Consider the following 20,258-nt stretch of genomic DNA (forward strand, 5'->3'; position numbering starts at 1 on the left):
GCAAGCTGGCGGGCGCTTACCTGCTTCCGGCGGCACTCTTGGACTGTACATTCTTGCCAGCGTCGCCGCTGCTCTGCGCGGCGGCTTGCTCATTGGCTTGCTTCTTAGCCTTGTGGTGTCCGATGGCACATCCGGCCGCCGCACCTGCAACGCCGTGCTTACCGGCGACATGACCGGCCACGCCGCCGACTGCCGCACCTTTCAGGCAGCCTTTTGCGCTGGCGGCGCCAGGCGCCATGGCAAACGAAATCATCATCGATACTGCGATCAGCTGGACTTTCATGCGAGCTCCTTTTCGCGGTCTGACGTTGGCCGCAATGCTGCGGCAATCCATAGGTTAAGACCTTGCCAAAGAAAAAAAGCTCCATGAATCATTTGCAAAAAGTTCGACCTAGCGCTCGGTCGATTTTCTGGAGGGGCTCAGTTTCGATTTGCGGATGGCCGACTTGCGCGCTTCGACCACGGCCTTGAGGGCAATCGCCAGCATTTCCATGCGCTGCGGCGCCGATACCACCTTCGAAGTTACGCCATAGGCACGCACTGCCTTCTCCAGATTGCGCAGCGCACGCAGTTCTTCATGAAATTGATCGTCAAGCATCGGTATTGGTCCAGGAAAGAATAAATCAGAAGAAACCTAGACCATGATCCCGGGCAATTTGTTCCTCTGAGGAAAGCCAATATTCCCATCCCGTTCCCCTATGAGTTCGTTTCAACCAGGAACTGAGTTAAGTCAACGGGTCTGCTGATTGGAATGCTTTAATAAAAACACAACAATCGCGCCGCGCGCTCAGAGGAGAGAAGATGCTGACAGCACTGATTTCATTACTTGGGGTAATCATTACTGGCACGATTGCCGCCAGTTTCATTTTTGCGGTCCTCAAGCTGGATCAGGCGAACGATATTTCCTGAGGCAGGGAAGCCTGCCTTGATTTTGATCAGAGGAAAAATTTCCTTTAAGATCAGCAAGATGGGTTGCATTTCCCTGCGTTATCCACAGTATTAACCACAGCAAATGTGGGCAAGTGCAGGGACAGAGGACTCCCGGGTCATGGGTCTACCATGCCTATGGGATGGGCCGGGGCAGGGTTCTTCGATATATTGAATCCCGTTTCCTCCTGTTCTTCGTGAATCGGACTAATCCGCACTGCGCAAGCAGTGCGGTTTTTTTTCGTCCACGTTTTCGCGCCGGTCGGCCGTCGAGCGGTAGCTCCGGGAGGATCAGTGCCGCTTATGCTTCAACCTCTGCCAGAAGGCGATGCGCCAATGCCTTGGCTTCTTCCAGCGCTTCTTCCGGGCTGTCCGATATCGCATCGACGGTATGCTCGGCATCGTCGCTGCCGGCCCCGCTTTCGCGGCTGATCATCACCACGCCCCGGTATTTGCCGTGCGCGAGTTCCTGGATGTCCGCTTGCGCCACCCAGTTCGCCTTGGTGTACTTCACTGCTGCCATAGCACCTCCTGCTGAATTTCTCGGTTAGGACTATGGAAACGGCGAGATGTTCGTCAAGTGCGGGCCAGAGTGTGCCTTGATTTTAATCAGCATGAAAAAATTCTTTTAAATCATGAAGATAAGCATCGTTATCCATGCTTATCCACAATCTTGACCACAGTAAATGTGGGCAAATCAGCGCGGCATTCACGCCTGGCCTGGCGCCGCGCTGACATCCGGCTGCGAGATTGGCTGGACAGGGTGGTGCGCGGCGGGCTGGGAGCGCACTTTCGCCACCGCCTTTTCAATCGTGCGCAACAGGGTTTCAGGATTGAAGGGTTTGACGATGTAGCCGCAGGCGCCGTGTTCGATGGCTTCCATCACGGTATCGCGGTCCTTGTTACCGGTCACCATCAACACTTCAATCTGCGGCACCTGGGCCTTGATGCGCTTTAACACTTCCAGCCCGCTCAGGTCGGGCATCACGATATCGAGGCAAACGATTTTCGGCTGCAGCTTTTCGATCAGCGCCAGGCCGATCTGCCCTTTGCCCGCCTCGCCGACGACATGATATTTGTTCGCGTTGAGCAGATGCCGCATCATCGAGCGGCTGATGTCGTTGTCGTCGATGATGAGGAAGGTAACGTCGTTCAGGCTGGACATGGCGCCCTCTTATTAATATTGCTGTCGAGCAATTATCTACTCAAAAGTCTTCCTCGTCATCACTGAAGCGCTTGGCGATATCCCGGAACGTTTCCTCGATGTCCAGGAAGGCATCGAGCACGTCCGGGTCAAAATGCGTGCCGCGGCCTTCCTTCATGATGCCGAGCGCCTTCTCGTGGCTGAACGGGGGCTTGTAGATGCGCCGCGAGATGAGGGCATCGTACACGTCGGCCACCGCCATCAGGCGCGCGGCGAGCGGGATGGCGTCGCCCTTCAAGCCCTGCGGGTAGCCGCTGCCGTCCCATTTCTCCTGGTGCGAAAAGGTGATCTCGCGCGCAAAGCGCAGGAACTCGTTGCTGCCGCCGAGGTATTTTTCCAGCGACACGATCGCATCGCGCCCGTACACGGTGTGCAGCTTCATGAGCTCGAATTCATCGGCATCCAGCTTGCCGGGCTTGAGCAGGATGCGGTCCGGCACGCCGACCTTGCCGATGTCGTGCAGCGGCGCCGACTTGAACAGCAGGTCGATGTTTTCCGCCGTCAGTTCGCCGCAAAAGCGCGGATGCGCGGCAAGCTGCCGCGCCAGCGCGGCGACGTAGTGCTGGGTGCGGCGAATATGGTTGCCGGTTTCGTTGTCGCGCGCCTCGGCCAGCAGGGCCATCGCCAGGATCGTCGCTTCCTGCATCCTGACCAGGTCCCGGGTGCGCTCGGCCACCAGGTGCTCCAGCAACCGGCTCTGGTCCTGCAGGCACAGCCGCACATGGCGCAGGTTGATCTGGGTCGCCACACGCGAGCGCACGATGGCCGGGCTGATCGGCTTGGCGATGTAGTCGGCCGCCCCCAGGCTCAATCCCATTTCCTCATCCTCCGGGCGGATCTTTGCGGTCAGGAAGATCACCGGTATGTCGGCCGTCGCGCGGTCTGCCTTCAGGCGCCGGCAGGTTTCGTAGCCGTCGAGCTCGGGCATCATCACGTCCAGCAGGATCAGGTCCGGATGCGGCGCGCTGGAGGCGATCTGCAGCGCCTTCAGGCCACCGGTGGCGATCTTCAGCTTGTACCGGTCCTTGAGCAGCGCCGACAGCAGCGCGATGTTGTCGGGCGTGTCGTCGACGATCAGGATGGTCGGCTTTGTTTCGGGCTGGCGCGGGCTGTTCATGGTCTGGATCATCCTTTACACGGCGTAGCCGGCCGCCTTGGCGCCACTGGCCAGCGCGGCCAGCGCCGCGTCGAAATCGTATTGGCGGGTGGCCTGTTCTATCCGCGCGCAGGTGTCGTCGTCCAGCGCCGCCGCCAGCAGGGCGCCGCCTTGCTGCAACAGGTCGAGCGCTTCGCTGTCGCACTGCGCCAGCAGCAGCGCGAACTCGCTGATGAGCGCCTGGGCCTCGTCGCGGTCGACCGCCGCATGCACGGCCTCGTGCGCCTGTGCCGGCGCGGTGCCCTTCGGCAGCGCGGCGGCGATCGCGTCGAACAGCGCGCGCAGGGTTGCATCCAGTTCGTCCAGCACGGGCTGCAGCTGCGACAGCACGTCGCCGCCGCGAATGCCGGCTTCGACCCGGGCCGACAGCCGCTGCACTTCGAGCGCGCCGAGCAGGCCCGCCACGCCCTTCAGGGTGTGCGCCAAGCGCTCGGCCAGCACGCGGTCCTGCTCCAGCGTCTGGCGGATACCCGCCACCGTGTCGCGCTGGCCCTCGCAGAAGCGCTCCAGCATCTCCAGGTAGAACGCGCGGTTGCCCAGCGTGCGCGACAGGCCGTCCTGCACGTTGAGCCCGGCGATCGCCAGCTCCGGCTCGTGCGCGTCGTCGGCGCGCCCCGCCCCGCCTTCGTCGTGCCGCGCCACGTGCTGCGGGCACCAGCGGCCGATGGCGCGGTACAGTTCGGCCGGGTTGATCGGCTTGCTCAGGTGGTCGTTCATGCCGGCGGCGAAGCAGCGATCGCGCTCCTCGACCATCGCATGCGCAGTCATCGCCACCACCGGCAGCTCGGCGAAGCGCGCGTCCGTGCGCAGCCGGCGCGTCGCTTCCAGGCCGTCCATTTCCGGCATCTGCACGTCCATGAGAACCATGCCGTAGCGCTCGGGGCCGGCCGCCATCAGCTGTTCCAGCGCGAGGCGGCCGTTGCCCGCAACCTCGACGGCGATGCCGGCCAGCTGCATCAGTTCGCCGGCGATCTGCTGGTTGATGTCGTTGTCCTCCACCAGCAGGACGGTGAGGTTGTCGAAGCGCGGCGCGCTCTCGCCGTTGCGCGCCATTTCCATCTGCGCGCTCGGCACGAACAGTTCGACCATGGTGTCGACCAGCAGCGACGCGCTCACCGGCTTGGCCAGGAAGGCATCGGCCTGCACGTTCTCGATGCGAAAGCGCGCTTCGTCGCGGCCGGCCGAGCTGAGCAGCACCATGCGCGGCGGCGCCGCCAGCGTGGCGTCGCTCTTGACGGTGTCGATCAGGTCGATGCCGTCGATGCCAGGCATGTGCAGGTCGGCGAACACCACGCCGTAGGGGCGCCCGGCGTCGGCCAGGTGAATCATTTCCAGCGCCTGGGCGCCGCCGGCGGCGAGATCGATTTCGAGCGGCAGCGCCGCCAGGCTTTCGGCCAGCACCGCGCGCGCGCGCGGGTTGTCGTCCACCAGCAGCACGCGCATGCCGTGGATCGCCTGCGGCGGGTGGTGCGGCCTCTGCGGCGCTTCGGACAGGCCGAACCAGGCGGTGAAGTAAATCGTGGTGCCTGCGCCCGGCTCGCTGTCGAGCCACACCGTGCCGCCCATGAGCTCGACCAGGCGCTTGGCGATCGATAGGCCGAGTCCCGTGCCGCCATACCTGCGGGTGGTCGACTCGTCGGCCTGGGAAAAGGCGCGAAACAGCTTGGCGGTCTGCTCGGGCGTCATGCCGATGCCGGTGTCGCTGACGGCGAACTGCAGCTGGATTTTGTCGGCGCTGGCATCCACGCGGCGGCAGGCAAGCGCGATCTCGCCGCGCTCGGTGAACTTGATGGCGTTGTTGACCAGGTTGATCAGCACCTGCCCGAGGCGCAACGGATCGCCGATCAGGCCGCGCGGGATATCGAGCGGAAAGCGGAACAGGTATTCCAGCCCCTTTTCATGCGCCCTGGCGCCGGTCACGGTGGCCACGTTGGAGAGCACGTCGTCGAGGCTGAAGCTGACGTGCTCCATGTTCAGCTTGCCGGCCTCGATCTTGGAAAAGTCGAGGATGTCGTTGATGATGCCCAGCAGCGAGATGCCGGCGCCGCGGATCTTTTCGATATAGTCGCGCTGCTTCGGATTCAATGCGGTGCGCAGCGCCAGATGCGCCATGCCGATGATGGCGTTCATCGGCGTGCGGATCTCGTGGCTCATGTTGGCCAGGAACATCGACTTGGCGCGCGTGGTTTCCTCGGCCTGCAGGCGCGCCAGCTCGGCTTCCTTCAGCTCGCTCTGGATCTGCAGGGTCTCCAGCCGGATGCGCTCGGCCACGCTGTGCTTCAGGCTGTCTTCCAGGATCTTGCGCTCGGTGATGTCGGTCATGAACGACAGCGTGGCGGGCGCGCCTTCCCAGTCGATCATCACGGCCGACAGCTCGACCCAGGTGGCATGGCCGGTCTTGCCGTTGACGACGCGGAACTGGTAGTGCTGATCGACCGGCTCGCCGCGCAGGCGGCGCATGTGATGGTCGATCACCAGCGGCCGGTCGTCCGGATGGATCGCGGTCGCGAACGGCGCTTCGAACAATTCCTGCTGCGTCATGCCGGTCAATTCCGCCAGGCGCGGATTGGCGAACACGATGCGGCCGTGCTGCACCACCAGGATGCATTCGGTGACGTTGTCGACTACCTGCCGGTAATGCTCTTCCGACTTGTTCAGGTCCGCTTCGAGCTGGCGGCGCTTGGTGATGTCCATCACCACCCATACCGTGCCGCGCGACAGGTCCGTGCGGTTGACCGCGCGCCCGGAAAGATAAGCCCAGAACAGGCTGCCGTCTTCGCGCCGCAGCGGCATTTCGATTTCGAAGGAGGCGCCGCGCGCCACCGCGTCGACCACCGCGGCGCCGGTCTGCAGGTAGGCTTCGCGCGACGGGTAATACGGCTCCAGCGAGCGGCCGAACGGATCGCCATGCTCGACGCCGAAGATCTGGAACATCGCGCTGTTGGCCCAGTGCACGCGACCGGCGGCATTGAGGAACACCATGCCGACGATGGAGTGCTCCAGGATCGTTTCGCGCTCGTCGAGCGTCTGCTTGAGCTTGTCCTCGAGCAGTTTGCGTTCGGTGATATCGTTGACGAACGACAGCGCCGCCGGGCGGCCTTCCCACTCGATGGTGACGGTCGACACCTCGACCCACGAGGTATTGCCGCTGGTCCGGTTGTTGACGCGGAAGACCGCGCGCGGCTCGACGTGCTCACCGCGCATGCGGCGCAAATGGCGTTCGATCACGAAGGCCTTGTCGTCGGGATGCACATCGACCAGCAACGGGCGCCCGATCACGTCCTGCGGCTGGTCGCCGGTCAGCTCCAGCATGCGGCTGTTGGCGAACACGATCTTGCCGTCCTGGCTCACCAGGATGCCTTCGATGGCGTTGTTGACCACTTGCCGGTGATGTTCCTCGGACTTGACCAGCGCCTCCTGCTGGCGCCGGCGCTCGCTTTGGTCGTACAGAAAGGCCAGCACCGCCGGCTGCCCCTCCCAGTCGATGCGCACCACGCTCGACTCGACCCACAGCGTGCCGCCGTGCCGGCAGACGATGCGGAACTGGGCGTAGCGCTGCGGTAGCGCGTCGCCTTCCATGCAGCGCCGGTAGCGTTCGCTCACCTCGTCGGCGTCGTCGGCATGGATCACGGCCGTCACTGGCATGCTCTTGAGCTCGTCGAGCGTGTAGCCGGACAGCTCGGCGGCGCGCGGATTGCCATAAATGAAAGCACCGGCCTGCACCACCACGATCGCTTCGCTGACGTTTTCGACCACGTCGCGATACAAGTCCCGCGAGCGGCGCAGCGCCATGTCCTGGGCGGCCTGGCGCTCGTCGATGTCGGTAAACGTCAGCACCACGCGGCGTGCGCCGGACGACAGCGTGATCGCCTTGAAGCTGACGATCGCCGTCACCAGCGAGCCATCCTTGCGCCGGATGCGCCATTCGTCGGCCACCCTGGGCGACTCGGCAAACAGCGCGGCGATGAAGCGCCCGGCATAGGCCGCCGTCTGCGGCGGCGCCAGCAGCGTCCACGGCGCGCCCACCACTTCCTCCATGGCGTAGCCGGTCAGGCGGCAGAACGCCTGGTTCACCTTCAGGAAGCGGCCTTCTTCATCGAAAAAGCAGATGCCGACGCCCGTTGCCTCGAATGCAACGGACATCAGCTCGCCGTCGTCGCGCGACGGACTGGTCGGATGGAGGGTCATCGGGCCGCCCACGGTTGATCAGGGCGGTGGCGGGCAGCCGCTTGCGCCTCTGATATTGGAAAAATTGATACAGGGAAACAATATCAGATTCGCCGCGCGGCGGCACCCGGTGCGGGATTTATTGTGTCGTGAAAGACCAGGAGCGGTTGACCGGTATGCCATCGATCGTGCCGGCGAACTGCACGTCGTAGGTGATGCCGTGAGCCAGCGGAGCGAGCGGGATGATGGCGGCGGCCGACGGCGAGGCATGGGCATCGACCGCGACCGAAGGCGTTCTCGGGTTGGCCGCCCCCACCACCAGCTGCGCCGGCAAGTCGGCGCCGCCGTGCGGGCGCACGGTGAAGCTGTCGACCAGCACGGTGGCCACGATATTGGCATGCACGCTGATCGGATAGCCGACTTCGTTCCGGTCCGGCACCGGGTCGGGCGATTCGTTATCGCTGAAGAAGTTGACCGGCACGCGCTGCTGCCCGGAGAACGGATAGGTCACCACGCTGCCGCCGGCCAGCCCCTGGTCGAGCCCGATGGCGGCGAAATTGGTGGTGAAATAGGTCGCGCCGCCGTTCACCGATGCCGCGCCCGCGCCGGCTTCCTTGAACATCGGCTCGAACACCAGGAAGCGGTGATAGATCGCCGCGATCAAGTCTTCGGCCGCCTTGAAGCCGGACGTGCTGCCGGTGCTGGAAATGACTTCGCCGTAGGCGTAGTTATCGTGGGGCAGGACATAGCCGGCGGCGGCGAGGCGATCGGCGACCTGCACGCCGGTGAAGCCGGGATTTCCCTGTGTCTGCTCGTGCGTGATGACGTTATTGATCTTCTGGTAATTGGAGTGGCCGAGCGCCGCGGCATCGATCTTGCCATTGCGCGTCAGCGCCGCCAGCCCGAGCTGTCCGCGGCGGAAGTTGAACCAGTTAAAGCCGTCCGTTGCCGTATCGCCTGTCGACTGCGGCGCACTTGGCTCGTTGGTGGCAGCCGTTGCCGCCGCCGGAGAGAGGGTGCTGGAATCGCTGGCGCCGCCGCCGCATGCGGCAAGGACGAGCGCGGCGAACAAGACAGACAGTGGCAGACGGATGGATCGCCCCATTGAATATTCCTTAAGAAAAAAGTGGCGTAGCGAATGCGATCGCGGAAATGAAATTTTCACGTTAGATGGACTCGGTCGCGTTCAGTTGCAAGCCGTGCGGAAAATTGTGCGCAATCGAGATAAGCGGCCGCATCTGGTCGCATCCGCAACGGCGCACCTTTAGGCCAGCGCCGGAAAACGCACCTCGACCTTCAGCCCCTTGCCATTCGGTCCATCCAGCAAGCGCACCGATGCGCCGTGCATGGCGGCGATGTCGCGCACGATCGCCAGGCCCAGGCCGGTGCCTTCCGCATTGATCGACTGCGCCAGAGCGGCGCGGTAAAACGGCGCGAACACTTTCTCGCGCTCGGCGGCGGCGATGCCGGGGCCGCTGTCCTCCACCTCGAGCACGGCTTGCGCTTCATTCAACACGCGCAGCGTCACCCTGCCGCCGGGCGGCGTATAGCGGATCGCGTTGTCGAGCAGGTTGGCGACCATCTCGTGCAGCAGCAATGCGTTGCCGCGCACCCTGGCTTCGTCGGCGCCCTCCAGCGACAGGTCGATCCCCTTCTGCACCGCCTGCTGCGCCAGCTCCAGACCGGCCTGGCGCACGACGTCAACCAGCGACATGTAACTCAGCTCGCCGGCCGCCGCGCCGTGCCCGGCGCGCGCCAGCGTCAGCAGCCGGTTGGCCAGGTGCACGGTGGCGTCGGTGGTGCGCGCGATGCCCTCGACGATGTCGCGCAGCGCCTGCGGGTCGTTTTCGCGCAAGGCCAGCTCGGCCTGCGTCTTGAGCACCGTCAGCGGCGTGCGCAGCTGGTGCGACGCGTCGGCGATGAAGCGGCGCTGTCCCGCGATGAGCGCCTGCAGGCGCGACATGTAGCCGTTCATGGCCACCACCAGCGGCTGCACTTCCTTGTGCACCAGGGACGGGTCGAAGTCGTCGAGGTCGGTGGGCGCGCGCTGCTCGACCTGGTGCTTCAGGCGCATGAGCGGCCGCAGCACGAAGCGCACCGCGAACCATGCCAGCAGGGCCGCCGCCAGCACCAGCACCGCCTGCCGCCACAGGGTGTCGAGCAGGATCTTGCGCGACAGGTCGCGCCGCGCCTCGCGCGATTCGCCCACCTGGATCAGGGCGATGCCGCGCATGCTGTCGTCGTACACCGGCTGGTACAGCGCGGCGATGCGCACCTCCTCGCCGCGATAGTCGGCATAGTAGAAATACACGAGCGCCGGGTAGGCATCGGAGCGCACCGTGTTTTTCGGCAGCGGCGGCAAGTCGCCGTAGCCGGACACGAATTCGCCGTTGACGCCGGTGACCTTGTAGTACAGCCGGCCCAGCGTGTCGGTCTCGAAACTGTCCAGGGCGACGTAGGGGACGTCGGCCACGACCTTGCCGCCGGCCACGCTCACGCGTTCGGCCAGCGCCCGGGTGGAAGCCAGCAACGAGCGGTCGTACGCCATGTCGGCGGCGTCGAGCGCGTCGCGGTAGACCGAGACGGCATCGAAGCCGACCAGCACGAACAGGGGCAACAGCAGCCAGCGCAGCAGCTGGCCGCGCAGGCTGCCCAGCGCGGGGCCGCGCCCGGCAGCCACCCTCACTTCGTCGCTTCCAGCAGATAGCCCAGCCCGCGCAGCGTGGTGATGGCGACCCGGCCCTGGTCTGCGCGCTCAAGCTTCTTGCGCAGGCGGTGCACGTAGATCTCGATGGCGTCGCGCCCGGCGTCATCCGCCAGCGAGAACACTTCGTCGAACAGTTTCTCTTTCGAGACGGCGCGGCCGGCGCGCGTGATGAGCACCTCCAGCACCGCGTGTTCGCGCGGCGTGAGGGCCAGCGGCGCGGCGCCGTAGGTGAACATGCGCGACACGGTGTCGAAGCTGAGCGCGCCGCACTGCAGCACCACCGCTTCGCTGCCCCGGGCGCGGCGCAGCAAGGCTTTCACGCGCGCTTCCAGCTCGGCCAGCTCGAACGGCTTGGCGAGATAGTCGTCGGCGCCCAGGTTCAGGCCCTGCACGCGGTCGTTCAGGCCGCCGCGCGCGGTCAGCACCAGCACCGGCGTCTTGCTGCCGCGCGCGCGCATGCGCTTCAACACGTCGAGCCCGTCCATTTTCGGCAGCGTCAGGTCGAGGATGACCAGCGCGTATTCCTGCGTGTGCAGGAGCGTGTCGGCGTCGGCGCCGTTCATCGCGCATTCGACCGTCAGGCGCGCATCCTGCAGCGCCTTGCCGATCCAGTGCGACAGCTCGGCATGATCTTCAACCAACAGGATACGCATAGGCAGGTTCGTCGAAATGGAATGAAAATGCGGGTACGGCACAGGTTCTCGCAGGAACGTCATTATGACCCGCGCGCCCTGTTTCGTCATATCCGCATTATCCGATTTACAAAAGGACAAGGCGGCAACGGTGGCGCATTAGCAATCATTTAATAACCATGCGAACAAGCGCCGGGGCGCATTACTGAAAGCCAATTGAAAGACGCCCCCGCTTAACATGCATATCAACTCATAGAGGCTTCCATGATGCACATGCTGGTCAGATACGCGATGAAATTGGGGACGGCGCTGCTGCTGGCCGCGCACGCCCACGCCGCCACGCCCGCCCAGCCGGACGCGGAATGCATCGTGCCTTCCAAGCCGGGCGGCGGCTTCGACCTGACCTGCAAGCTGGCGCAGAAGGGCATGCAGATCGTCGCGCCCAAACGCGCGGATGCCGCCATGCATATCGGCTATCTGCCGGGCGGTATCGGCGCGGTCGCCTGGAGCGCCTATACCTCGCAGCGGCGCGCGGAAGCCGATACGCTGGTGGCGTTTTCGGGCGGCTCGCTGCTCAACATCGCGCTGGGCAAATTCGGCAACGCGTCGGTCAACGACGTGCGCTGGGTGGCGGCGCTCGCCGCCGACTACGGCATGATCGCGGTGCGCGACGATGCGCCCTACCGCAACCTGCGCGAACTGGTCGATGCCTTGAAGCGCGACCCGTCCAAGGTGGCCATCGGCGCCGGCGGCACCATCGGCAGCCAGGACTGGATCAAGATGGCCTTGATCGCCAAGCACGATCGCATCGCCCCGAAATCGCTGCGCTTCGTCGCCTTCGAAGGCGGCGGGGAAGCGTTTACCGCGCTCATGGCGGGCCATGTGCAGGTCGTCTCCGGCGACGCGTCGGAGGCTTCGCTGCACATCGGCACCGGCAAGATCCGCGTGCTGGCAGTGCTGTCGGACGCGCGCCTGCCGGGCGTGCTGGCCAACGTGCCAACCGCGCGCGAGCAGGGCTTCGACGTGAGCTGGCCGCTCATCCGCGGCGTGTACATGGGACCGAAGGTGCCCGACGCCGACTACCGCAAATGGGTAGCGAAATTCGACCGGGCGCTGGCGACGCAGGCGTTCAACGACGTGCGCGCGGGTTACGGCCTGTATCCGTTCGCCATGACCGGCGCGGAACTCACCGACTACATAAGACAAACCGTGGACAACTACGGCAGGCAAGTCAAGGAATTGGGTTTGATTCGATAGGCACGGCCCGTGCCATTTATAAAAGGAGTGGACAACATGATCTCGAAGCACATCATCGCACGCGCATTCGCGGCGGCATTCGCCGCCGTCGCCATCCAGGCCTCGGCCCAGGCTCCGGCCGGCTATCCGGCCGATTACGCAAAAATCGTCGACGCCGCCAAGCACGAAGGCAAGCTGGTGGTCTATGCCGCCACCGACACCAAGGCGGCCGAGCCGCTGATCAAGGATTTCAATGCGCTGTACCCGGACATCAAGGTCGAGTACAACGACATGAACTCGACCGAGATCTACAACCGCTACATCTCCGAAATCGCCGCCGGCGGCGCCACCGCCGACGTACTGTGGTCGTCCGCGATGGACCTGCAGATCAAGCTGGTCAACGACGGCTACGGCCTGCAGTACAAGTCGCCGGAGCTGGCCGCGCTGCCGTTCTGGGCATCGATGAACAACACCGCCTACGGCACGACCTTCGAGCCTGCCGTGTTCGTCTACAACAAGCGCCAGGTGACCGGCGACGAGATCCCGCAGACGCACGCCGACTTCGCCAGGCTCTTGACGACCAAGACCGACAAGTTCAAGGACAAGGTCATCACCTACGACATCGAGAAATCCGGCGTCGGCTTCATGTTCATCACGCAGGACCTGCGCGTCAACGACAAGTTCTGGGACCTGGCCAAGGCCCTGGGCACGGCCAGCGTGCGCGTGCAGTCGTCGACCGGCACCATGCTCGAGCGCGTCTCGTCCGGCGAGAACCTGCTCGGCTACAACGTGATGGGCTCCTACGCGCTGGTGCGTGCGAAGAAGGACCCGAACCTGGGCGTGGTGATTCCGAAGGATTACACGCTGGTGCTGTCGCGCGTGCAGTTCATCAGCAAGAGCACCAAGCACCCGAACGCGGCCAAGCTGTGGATCGACTACCTGCTCTCCAAGCGCGGCCAGACCATCATCTCCAACGACTCCAAGCTGTACGCCATCCGCAGCGACGTGCACGGCGAGACCAGCTCGGTCGAACTGTCCAAGGAAATCGGCAACGGCCTGAAGCCGCTGCAAGTCAACGTGATGATGCTGCAGTACATGGACCAGGCCAAGCGCCTGGCCTTCCTGAAGCAGTGGAAAGAGGCGATGGCGAAGAAGTAAGCGCGCCGCGCTCCACGGAGGAAGCGGCGCGCTCTAGCGGCCCTTCCATCCAAGGCCCACTTCCTCCCCGAAGCGGGCCCTGCCCCGACAGCCGCACATGCCCGTTCCCCTTGCGCCCTACGGCAGGGGAGGCGGACGGCGCACACCCGGGGCGCACATGAATACAACATCGAGACACGCATGCAAACCCTGACACTCCCCCAACCGGCGGCCATCGAGCGCCGCTCGTGGGCCGCGCGCCTGAACTGGCCGCGCGGCGTGGTCGTCGCGCTCGCCGCCACGGCCATCTTCCTGCCGCTGGCGCTGATCTTTTACCAGAGCCTGCTGTCGGCTCCGTTCTTCGTGCCGTCAAAAACCTTCGGCCTGGATGCCTTCCGCTTCATTTTCGAGGACGATGATTTTCGCCAGGCGTTCGTCAACGGCATGATCCTCGCCACGGGCCTGGCCGTCATCGCCGTGCCGCTGGGCGCGATGCTGGCCTTCCTGATGGTACGCACCGACCTGCCGGGCCGCACCTGGATCGGACCACTTTTGCTGGTGCCGATCTTCGTGTCGCCGATGGTGATGGGGTTCGGCTACGTGGTGTCGATGGGCCCGGTCGGGTTCTACACGCTGTGGGTCAAGGAACTGACCGGCGTGCAGCCCTGGAACATCTATTCGTTCGCCTCCATCGTGATCATCGCCGGCCTGACCCACGTGCCGCACGTCTACCTGTACTCGTCGTCCGCCTTGAAGAGCCTCGGCTCGGACGTCGAGGAAGCGGCGCGCGTGGCGGGCGCCTCGCCGCTGCAGGTGGCGCTGAACGTGTCGCTGCCGATGATCATGCCGGCGCTGGCCTACGCGGCGGTGCTGGTGTTCTTCCTCGGCTTCGAGGTGTTCGGCCTGGTGCTGGTGCTGGGCGACCCGGAAGGGCACCTGGTGCTGTCGACCTACCTGTACAAGCTGACCAACAAGCTCGGCACGCCGTCCTACCACCTGATGGCGGCGGTCGCCGTGTGCCTGGTGGCGGTGACGATGCCGCTGGTGATGCTGCAGCGCTGGCTCCTGAAATCGGCCAACAAGTATGTGTCGATCAAGGGCAAGGGCGCGCGCCAGAAGGCGCTGCCGCTCGGCAAATGGAAGTGGATCGCGTTCGCCTTCATCGCCGCCTGGCTGGTCTTCACCATCGTCATGCCACTGTCGGGCATCGCGCTGCGCTCGTTCGTGTCCTACTGGGGCGAGGGCGTCAAGCTGTCCGAGGCATTCACGCTGCAGCACTTCAAGGACATCCTGGAGCAGCCCTCGCTCATGCGCGGCATTTTGAACACGGTGCTGATCGGCGTGATCGGCGGCGCCATCGCGGTGGCCTGCTACTCCGCGATCGCGCTGGCCGGCCACCGCAAGCCGGACGGCATCACGCGCTTTCTCGACTACAGCGTGCTGATTCCGCGCGCGGTGCCGGGATTGCTGGCCGGCCTGTCCTTCCTGTGGGTGTTCCTGTTCGTTCCGGCGGTATTGGAAAGCATGCTGCAATGGTTCGACAACAGCGTCGCGCAATGGCTGATCGACAACCTGATCCCGCAGCTGCGCGCGCTGCGCTCGACCATCTTCTCGGTCTGGATCGCCTATTCGGTGGTCTGGATGGCCTACGGCCTGCGCCTGATCTCGACGTCGCTCTTGCAGGTCGGCCCGGAGCTGGAGGAAGCCGCGCGCGCCGTCGGCGCCTCGCGCGGCCAGGTCACGCGCGACGTGACGCTGCCGCTGGTGAAGTTCGGCCTGCTGGGCGCGTGGCTGATGGTGTTCCTGATCTTCGAGCGCGAATATTCGACCGGCGTGTACCTGCTGTCGCCCGGCACGGAAGTCATCGGCGCGATGCTGGTGTCGATGTGGGCGGCCGGCGCGACCGACCTGGTGGCGGCGCTATCGTTCATCAACATCCTGCTGGTGGCGATCGGCCTGGGCATCGCGCTGCGCTTCGGCATCAAGCTGCACGATTAAACAATTTGAGCAAGCCGCGATCGCATTTTCGTGCCTGCGGCGCAAAAGGAAAACATCATGTCTGAACTGACCGTCAATAACCTGCACCTCGACTACGGTACCGGCGCATCCGCCAATGCCATCCTCAAGGGCGTCTCGATGGAGCTGCAGCGCGGCGAAGTCGTCGCCCTGCTCGGTCCTTCCGGCAGCGGCAAGACCACGCTGCTGCGCGCGGTGGCCGGCCTGGAAAGCCCGAAGGCGGGCACCATCCGCATCGGCGAACGCGCCGTGTTCGACGGCGAGCGCGGCCTGGAGCTGCCGGCCGAGGAACGCAATCTCGGCCTGGTGTTCCAGTCGTACGCGCTGTGGCCGCACAAGACCGTGTTCGACAACGTCGCCTACGGCCTCAAGCTGCGCAAGATGGGCAATGCCGAGATCGCCGAGCGGGTCAAGAAAGTGCTGCCGCAGCTCGGCCTGGGCCATCTAGCCGAGCGCTTCCCGCACCAGCTGTCGGGCGGCCAGCAGCAGCGCGTGGCGATCGCCCGCGCGCTGGTGTACAACCCGCCGGTGATCCTGCTCGACGAGCCGCTGTCGAACCTCGACGCCAAGCTGCGCGAAGAGGCGCGCGCCTTCCTGCGCGAGCTGATCGTCAAGCTCGGCCTGTCGGCGCTGATGGTCACGCACGACCAGACCGAGGCGATGGCGATTTCCGACCGCATCCTGTTGCTCAACAACGGCAAGATCGAACAGCAGGGCAATCCGGAAAGCATGTACGCGCGGCCGGACTCGCTGTTTACCGCGGAATTCATGGGCAGCAATAACCGCCTGCCGGCCAAGCTGCTGCAGCGCGACGGCTCGCGCGTGACGCTCGAAGTCGACGGCGTGAAGCTGCGCGGCAGCGCGCGCGGCAGCAATTCCGGCGACGAGGTGGCGAGCGTGATCCGCCTCGAGCAGGTGCGCGTCATGAACACGCAGGCGGAAAACGCCATCAAGCTGCCGCTGTCGACCTGCATGTACCTGGGCGACCGCTGGGAATGCCTGTTCCACAAGCCCGGCGCCACCGATCTCAGCCTGCGCGCCTATGCCCCGCACCGGCTGGAAGCGGGCGACTACTGGCTGCAGCTGCCCGAAGAAAAGCTCTGGGTGTTCTGAGTAAAACCGCTGAACCACGGCGCACACGGCGAAAAGCGACGGGAGTCGCTCCGCGTCGGCCGTGGTTCAGGTCACTGCCGATTTCTCAGGGAAATGCCCAGCTCGCCCGTCCGCCCCATCCTCCTCGCCTTCGCCCTCGGCCTGCTATCGGCCCTGCTCTGCGAATGGCTCAACACGCCGCTGCCGTGGATGATCGGCCCCTTGTTTTGCACCGCCGCCGCGCGCATGGCTGGCATGGAATTGCACGCGCCGACCCAGGTGCGCCAAGCCGGCCAATGGGCCATCGGCACGGCGCTCGGCCTGTACTTCACGCCGGCCGTCCTGAAAGTGCTGACGTCGTATGCCGCATTCATCGCCGCCGCGGTCCTGTTTGCGCTGGCGCTCGGCGCGGCATGCGGCTGGGTGCTTCACAGGCTTTCCGGCATCGACCGCACCACGGCGTTTTTCGCGATGGCCGTCGGCGGCGCGTCCGAGATGGCGAGCCAGGGCGAGCGCCACGGCGCGGCGGTGGACAGGGTGGCCGCGGCCCATAGCCTGCGCATCATGCTGGTGGTGGCGATCATTCCGTTCTGCTTCAAGTATGCCGGGATCCACGGCGTGGACGTGTTCATGCCGGGCATGCGCGCGGTCAGCTACGGCGGCCTGCTGGTCCTGGTGCTGCTCACCAGCGCCTGCGCGCTGGGATTGAATCGCCTGGGCTGGCCCAACGCCTGGGTGATCGGCCCGCTGCTGGCGGCCATCGTCCTCACCGCGCGTGAGGTGCGCCTGTCTGCGCTGCCGGAATGGATGGCGCATCTGGGCCAGCTGTTCATCGGCATTTCGCTCGGCACCCGCTTCACCCCGACCTTCCTGCATACCGCGCCGCGCTATCTGGCCAGCGTGGCCTTGTCCGGCACATTGGCGCTGGCCGTCTCCGCCGCGTTCGGCGTTGCGCTGGCGGTCGCCAGCGGCATGCACCCGGCGACGGCGATTCTCGCCACCGCGCCGGGCGGGATCGCGGAAATGAGCCTGACCGCCAGAAACCTGCAGCTGGGCGTGCCGATCGTCACCGCCTTTCACGTCGCGCGCATGGCGGCGCTGGTCCTGACCATCGGCCCCTTGTTCCGCGCGGCACGTCATCTAAAAGCCAAGTAAGCCGGTCGGAAATTCGGCTGAGTTTGGAATTTCTTGATCGATATCAAGTGAAAAGGGGTATTTCCCGTACATACAATAGGGAAAAGGTCGATGGAATCAACATGCAGCTTACCCAATACACGGATTATTCCCTGCGCGTGATGGCATATCTCGCGCAACTCGGCAGTCAAACCACGATTTCCGAAATCACCAATTATTTCGCCGTATCGCGCAACCACCTGGTGAAGGTGGTGCACAACCTGGCCCGGCACGGCCTGATCCGCAGCACGCGCGGCAAGGGCGGCGGCATCCAGCTGGCGCGCCCGGCCGACCAGATCTTCCTGGGCGAGATCGTGCGCATCACCGAGCCGAATTTCGACCTGGTGGAATGCTTCGATCCCAGCGGCGATTGCTGCATCGTGAGCAAGCAGTGCGGCTTGAAAAACCCGCTGATCGACGCCCATCGCGCCTTCATGGCAGTGCTCGACCGCAGCACGCTGGCCGAAGCGGTGCATACCACGGCATGGAAACCGATGACCATCCACGCCAAGCCGGCGCTGGCCTAGCCCGACCATCCCTCCCGCGCGGCGCCGCCTGGCGGCATGCGCCGCGCACCTCCTTCCCGTCCGCGCGCCTTAAGTTCGGCTTAAGATAGCTAAGCGATAAAGCAGGCCGGACAGCGGCGAAGGAAGATTCATGCGTGTATTGCTGGTAGAAGACGACGCCTTGCTCGGCGACGGTATCGAGGCCGGATTGAAACAGGCCGGCTTTACCGTCGACTGGGCCAGGGACGGGCGCGCGGCGCAACTGGCGCTGGAGACGACCGAATACGAACTCGCGGTGCTCGACATCGGCCTGCCGCGCCTGTCCGGCATGGAGCTGCTGCAACAGCTGCGCCGGCGCGGCAGTGACATGCCGGTGCTGCTGCTGACTGCGCGCGACACCGTGCGCGACCGCGTGGCCGGACTGGAGGCGGGCGCCGACGATTACCTGGTCAAGCCGTTCGACTTGGCCGAACTGATCGCGCGCATGCGCGCGCTGCTGCGCCGCGCCCACGGGCGCAGCGTGTCGGTGATCCGCTACGGCGACCTGGTGGTCGAACCCGACAGCCAGTGCGTGCTGCGCGGCGACGAGCGCATCCAGCTGTCGGCGCGCGAATGCGCCATCTTGGTCGACCTGCTGGAGCATCGCGGCACCGCCCTGTCGCGCGCGCGCCTCGAAGAAAGCCTGTACGGCTGGAACGAGGAAGTCGAAAGCAACGCGGTCGAGGTGCACGTGCACAACCTGCGCAAGAAGCTCGGCAACGAGCTGATCAAGACTATCCGCGGTGTGGGCTACCTGATCCGCAAGGAACCGGCATGAAGCGCTTCTCCATCCGGCACCGCCTGCTGGCGCTGCTGCTGGGCAGCCTGACGCTGGTGTGGATCGCGATGCTGGCATTGGCCTACGCCGAAATGCGCGAGGAAGTCGGCGAACTGGCCGACGCGCACATGGAGCAGAGCGCGCGCACCCTGCTGCTGCTCGACTTGCAGCGATTGCAGCTGCTGTCCGATGCGGGCGCTGAACATCACTCCAGCCATCGGCCCGATCATCACTTCAACGATCACGACGGCGACGACGACCATGCGCAACACGTCGATTTCCAGCTGTGGAGCCGCGACGGCGCGCTGCTCATGCGCGGCCCCGGCTCGCCGGCCGCCGCATTCGATGCGCGCGACGGCTATCGCACGCTGGATCTCGACGGCGGCTCATGGCGCAGCTTTGCGCTGCACGATGCGCAGACCGGCTACCAGGTGCGCGTGTTCGAGCCGATGCGCGTGCGCACCGGCTTGCTGCACAAGCTGGCACGGCGTATGGCGCAGCTGCTGTTGCCGGCGCTGCCGATCCTGGCGCTGCTGATCTGGATCGGCATCGGCCGCGGCTTGCAGCCGCTCACGGCGATGTCGCGGGCGATCGGCGCGCGCGGCGCCGGCAACCTGCAGCCGCTGGCGCTTGAACGCGTCCCGGCCGAAGTCCAGCCGTTGGCCGATGCATTGAACAATCTGCTTGCCAGATTGTCTCAATCAATCGACAGGGAGCGCTCATTCACCGCCGATGCGGCACATGAACTGAGAACGCCGCTGGCTGCCATCAAGGTGCAGGCCGAAGTTGCGCTGGCCGCGCAAGAGGAACGCCAACGTACCGAGGCAATCCAGCAAGTCATCGCCGGTGTTCACCGTACCACCCATCTCGTGCAGCAACTGCTGTTGCTGGCGCGCCTCGATCATTCCGATGCGGCAATGATCGAGACGGTCGATCTGGCTGCATTGGCAACGGAATGCGCCGCGAATTACGCGGGCGAGGCCGAACGCCGCGGCATCGAACTCGAGATGGACACGCACGGCGCGTGCCTGCTGGCAGCCGATCCGACCGCGCTGTCGGTCTTGATCGGCAACCTGCTGGACAATGCGATCAAGTATGGCCGGCAGGGCGGGCATGTGCTGCTGCGCGTCGAGCGCCAGCAGGCGGACGTGGTGGTGAGCGTGCAGGACGATGGCCCGGGCGTGGCGCCGGCTGAGCGCGCGCGCCTGACCGACCGCTTCTATCGCGCCAGCGGCAGCGGCGTGGAAGGCAGCGGGCTGGGCCTGTCGATCGTGGCTCGCATCGTTCAGCGCTATCGCGGCACGATAGGCTTCGGAGAAGGATTGCACGGCGGCGGGTTGGGCGTGCGCATTTGCCTGCCCGCCTGATCACCGGTGCTTGCCTGACGGGCAAGCAACTTTTTAGCCGGCGACATTTCCTGCCTGAAGGATGATTTGTCGCCGCGAATGGTTTACAGTTTGTCGCATGCCGCTTCACCCGCGATGCCGG

17 protein-coding genes are annotated in these 20,258 nt (G+C 64.9%); 8 read left to right on the forward strand and 9 right to left on the reverse strand.

All coding sequences use genetic code 11. The features are described from left to right. Nucleotides 1-16: 16 nt before the first annotated feature. The 9 genes from FAY22_RS18105 to FAY22_RS18145 all read right to left on the reverse strand — a co-directional run bounded on the left by FAY22_RS18105 (nt 17) and on the right by FAY22_RS18145 (nt 10,814). Nucleotides 17-283 carry a hypothetical protein gene (locus FAY22_RS18105; protein WP_146331789.1) on the reverse strand — a complete coding sequence of 89 codons (267 nt, stop codon included), beginning with the start codon at nt 281-283 and terminating at the stop codon, nt 17-19. 108 nt (nt 284-391) lie between these two features. Next, nucleotides 392-598: a hypothetical protein gene (locus tag FAY22_RS18110; RefSeq protein ID WP_146331791.1), complete on the reverse strand. Its 207-nt coding sequence runs from the start codon at nt 596-598 to the stop codon at nt 392-394. A gap of 630 nt (nt 599-1,228) precedes the next feature. Beyond that, entirely contained in the window at nt 1,229-1,450 is a 222-nt protein-coding gene (locus FAY22_RS18115) for a hypothetical protein (RefSeq protein WP_146331793.1), read from the reverse strand. A 186-nt stretch (nt 1,451-1,636) separates the two neighbouring features. After that, nucleotides 1,637-2,092: a response regulator gene (locus FAY22_RS18120; protein WP_146331795.1), complete on the reverse strand. Its 456-nt coding sequence runs from the start codon at nt 2,090-2,092 to the stop codon at nt 1,637-1,639. Between the two features lie 40 nt (nt 2,093-2,132). Then, entirely contained in the window at nt 2,133-3,248 is a 1,116-nt protein-coding gene (locus tag FAY22_RS18125) for an HD-GYP domain-containing protein (RefSeq protein WP_146331797.1), read from the reverse strand. 15 nt (nt 3,249-3,263) lie between these two features. Further along, on the reverse strand, nt 3,264-7,475 hold the full coding sequence (locus tag FAY22_RS18130; protein ID WP_146331799.1) for a PAS domain S-box protein: 4,212 nt from the start codon (nt 7,473-7,475) through the stop codon (nt 3,264-3,266). A gap of 118 nt (nt 7,476-7,593) precedes the next feature. Further along, nucleotides 7,594-8,559, reverse strand: coding sequence for a CAP domain-containing protein (locus tag FAY22_RS18135; protein ID WP_146331801.1), 966 nt, complete (start codon nt 8,557-8,559; stop codon nt 7,594-7,596). A gap of 159 nt (nt 8,560-8,718) precedes the next feature. Beyond that, complete coding sequence (locus FAY22_RS18140; protein WP_246860557.1) at nt 8,719-10,140, reverse strand: sensor histidine kinase; 1,422 nt, start codon at nt 10,138-10,140, stop codon at nt 8,719-8,721. Then, a complete protein-coding gene (locus FAY22_RS18145) occupies nt 10,137-10,814 on the reverse strand; it encodes a response regulator (RefSeq protein WP_146331803.1) in 678 nt (225 codons plus the stop codon). The genes FAY22_RS18140 and FAY22_RS18145 overlap by 4 nt, the downstream gene beginning before the upstream one ends. 246 nt (nt 10,815-11,060) lie before the next feature. On the opposite strand from FAY22_RS18145, the gene FAY22_RS18150 reads away from it, so the two are divergent. From FAY22_RS18150 to FAY22_RS18185, 8 genes are all read left to right on the forward strand, one after another. Continuing rightward, complete coding sequence (locus tag FAY22_RS18150; protein ID WP_371417403.1) at nt 11,061-12,050, forward strand: tripartite tricarboxylate transporter substrate binding protein; 990 nt, start codon at nt 11,061-11,063, stop codon at nt 12,048-12,050. 36 nt (nt 12,051-12,086) lie between these two features. Then, complete coding sequence (locus tag FAY22_RS18155) at nt 12,087-13,187, forward strand: ABC transporter substrate-binding protein (protein WP_146331805.1); 1,101 nt, start codon at nt 12,087-12,089, stop codon at nt 13,185-13,187. Between the two features lie 180 nt (nt 13,188-13,367). Continuing rightward, complete coding sequence (locus tag FAY22_RS18160) at nt 13,368-15,164, forward strand: iron ABC transporter permease (RefSeq protein WP_146331807.1); 1,797 nt, start codon at nt 13,368-13,370, stop codon at nt 15,162-15,164. A 57-nt stretch (nt 15,165-15,221) separates the two neighbouring features. Next, complete coding sequence (locus tag FAY22_RS18165; protein WP_146331808.1) at nt 15,222-16,295, forward strand: ABC transporter ATP-binding protein; 1,074 nt, start codon at nt 15,222-15,224, stop codon at nt 16,293-16,295. A gap of 93 nt (nt 16,296-16,388) precedes the next feature. Next, nucleotides 16,389-17,429 carry an AbrB family transcriptional regulator gene (locus FAY22_RS18170; protein WP_146331810.1) on the forward strand — a complete coding sequence of 347 codons (1,041 nt, stop codon included), beginning with the start codon at nt 16,389-16,391 and terminating at the stop codon, nt 17,427-17,429. Nucleotides 17,430-17,530: 101 nt separating this feature from the next. Next, nucleotides 17,531-17,974, forward strand: a complete 444-nt coding sequence (locus tag FAY22_RS18175; protein WP_146331812.1) for an Rrf2 family transcriptional regulator — start codon at nt 17,531-17,533, stop codon at nt 17,972-17,974. 130 nt (nt 17,975-18,104) lie between these two features. Beyond that, nucleotides 18,105-18,770 carry a response regulator gene (locus FAY22_RS18180; RefSeq protein ID WP_146331814.1) on the forward strand — a complete coding sequence of 222 codons (666 nt, stop codon included), beginning with the start codon at nt 18,105-18,107 and terminating at the stop codon, nt 18,768-18,770. Then, nucleotides 18,767-20,137: an ATP-binding protein gene (locus FAY22_RS18185; protein WP_146331816.1), complete on the forward strand. Its 1,371-nt coding sequence runs from the start codon at nt 18,767-18,769 to the stop codon at nt 20,135-20,137. The genes FAY22_RS18180 and FAY22_RS18185 overlap by 4 nt, the downstream gene beginning before the upstream one ends. The last annotated feature ends 121 nt before the right edge of the window (nt 20,138-20,258 follow it).

Origin of the sequence: Noviherbaspirillum sp. UKPF54 (assembly GCF_007874125.1) — a bacterium.
In the GTDB taxonomy this organism is placed as follows: Bacteria; Pseudomonadota; Gammaproteobacteria; order Burkholderiales; family Burkholderiaceae_D; genus Noviherbaspirillum.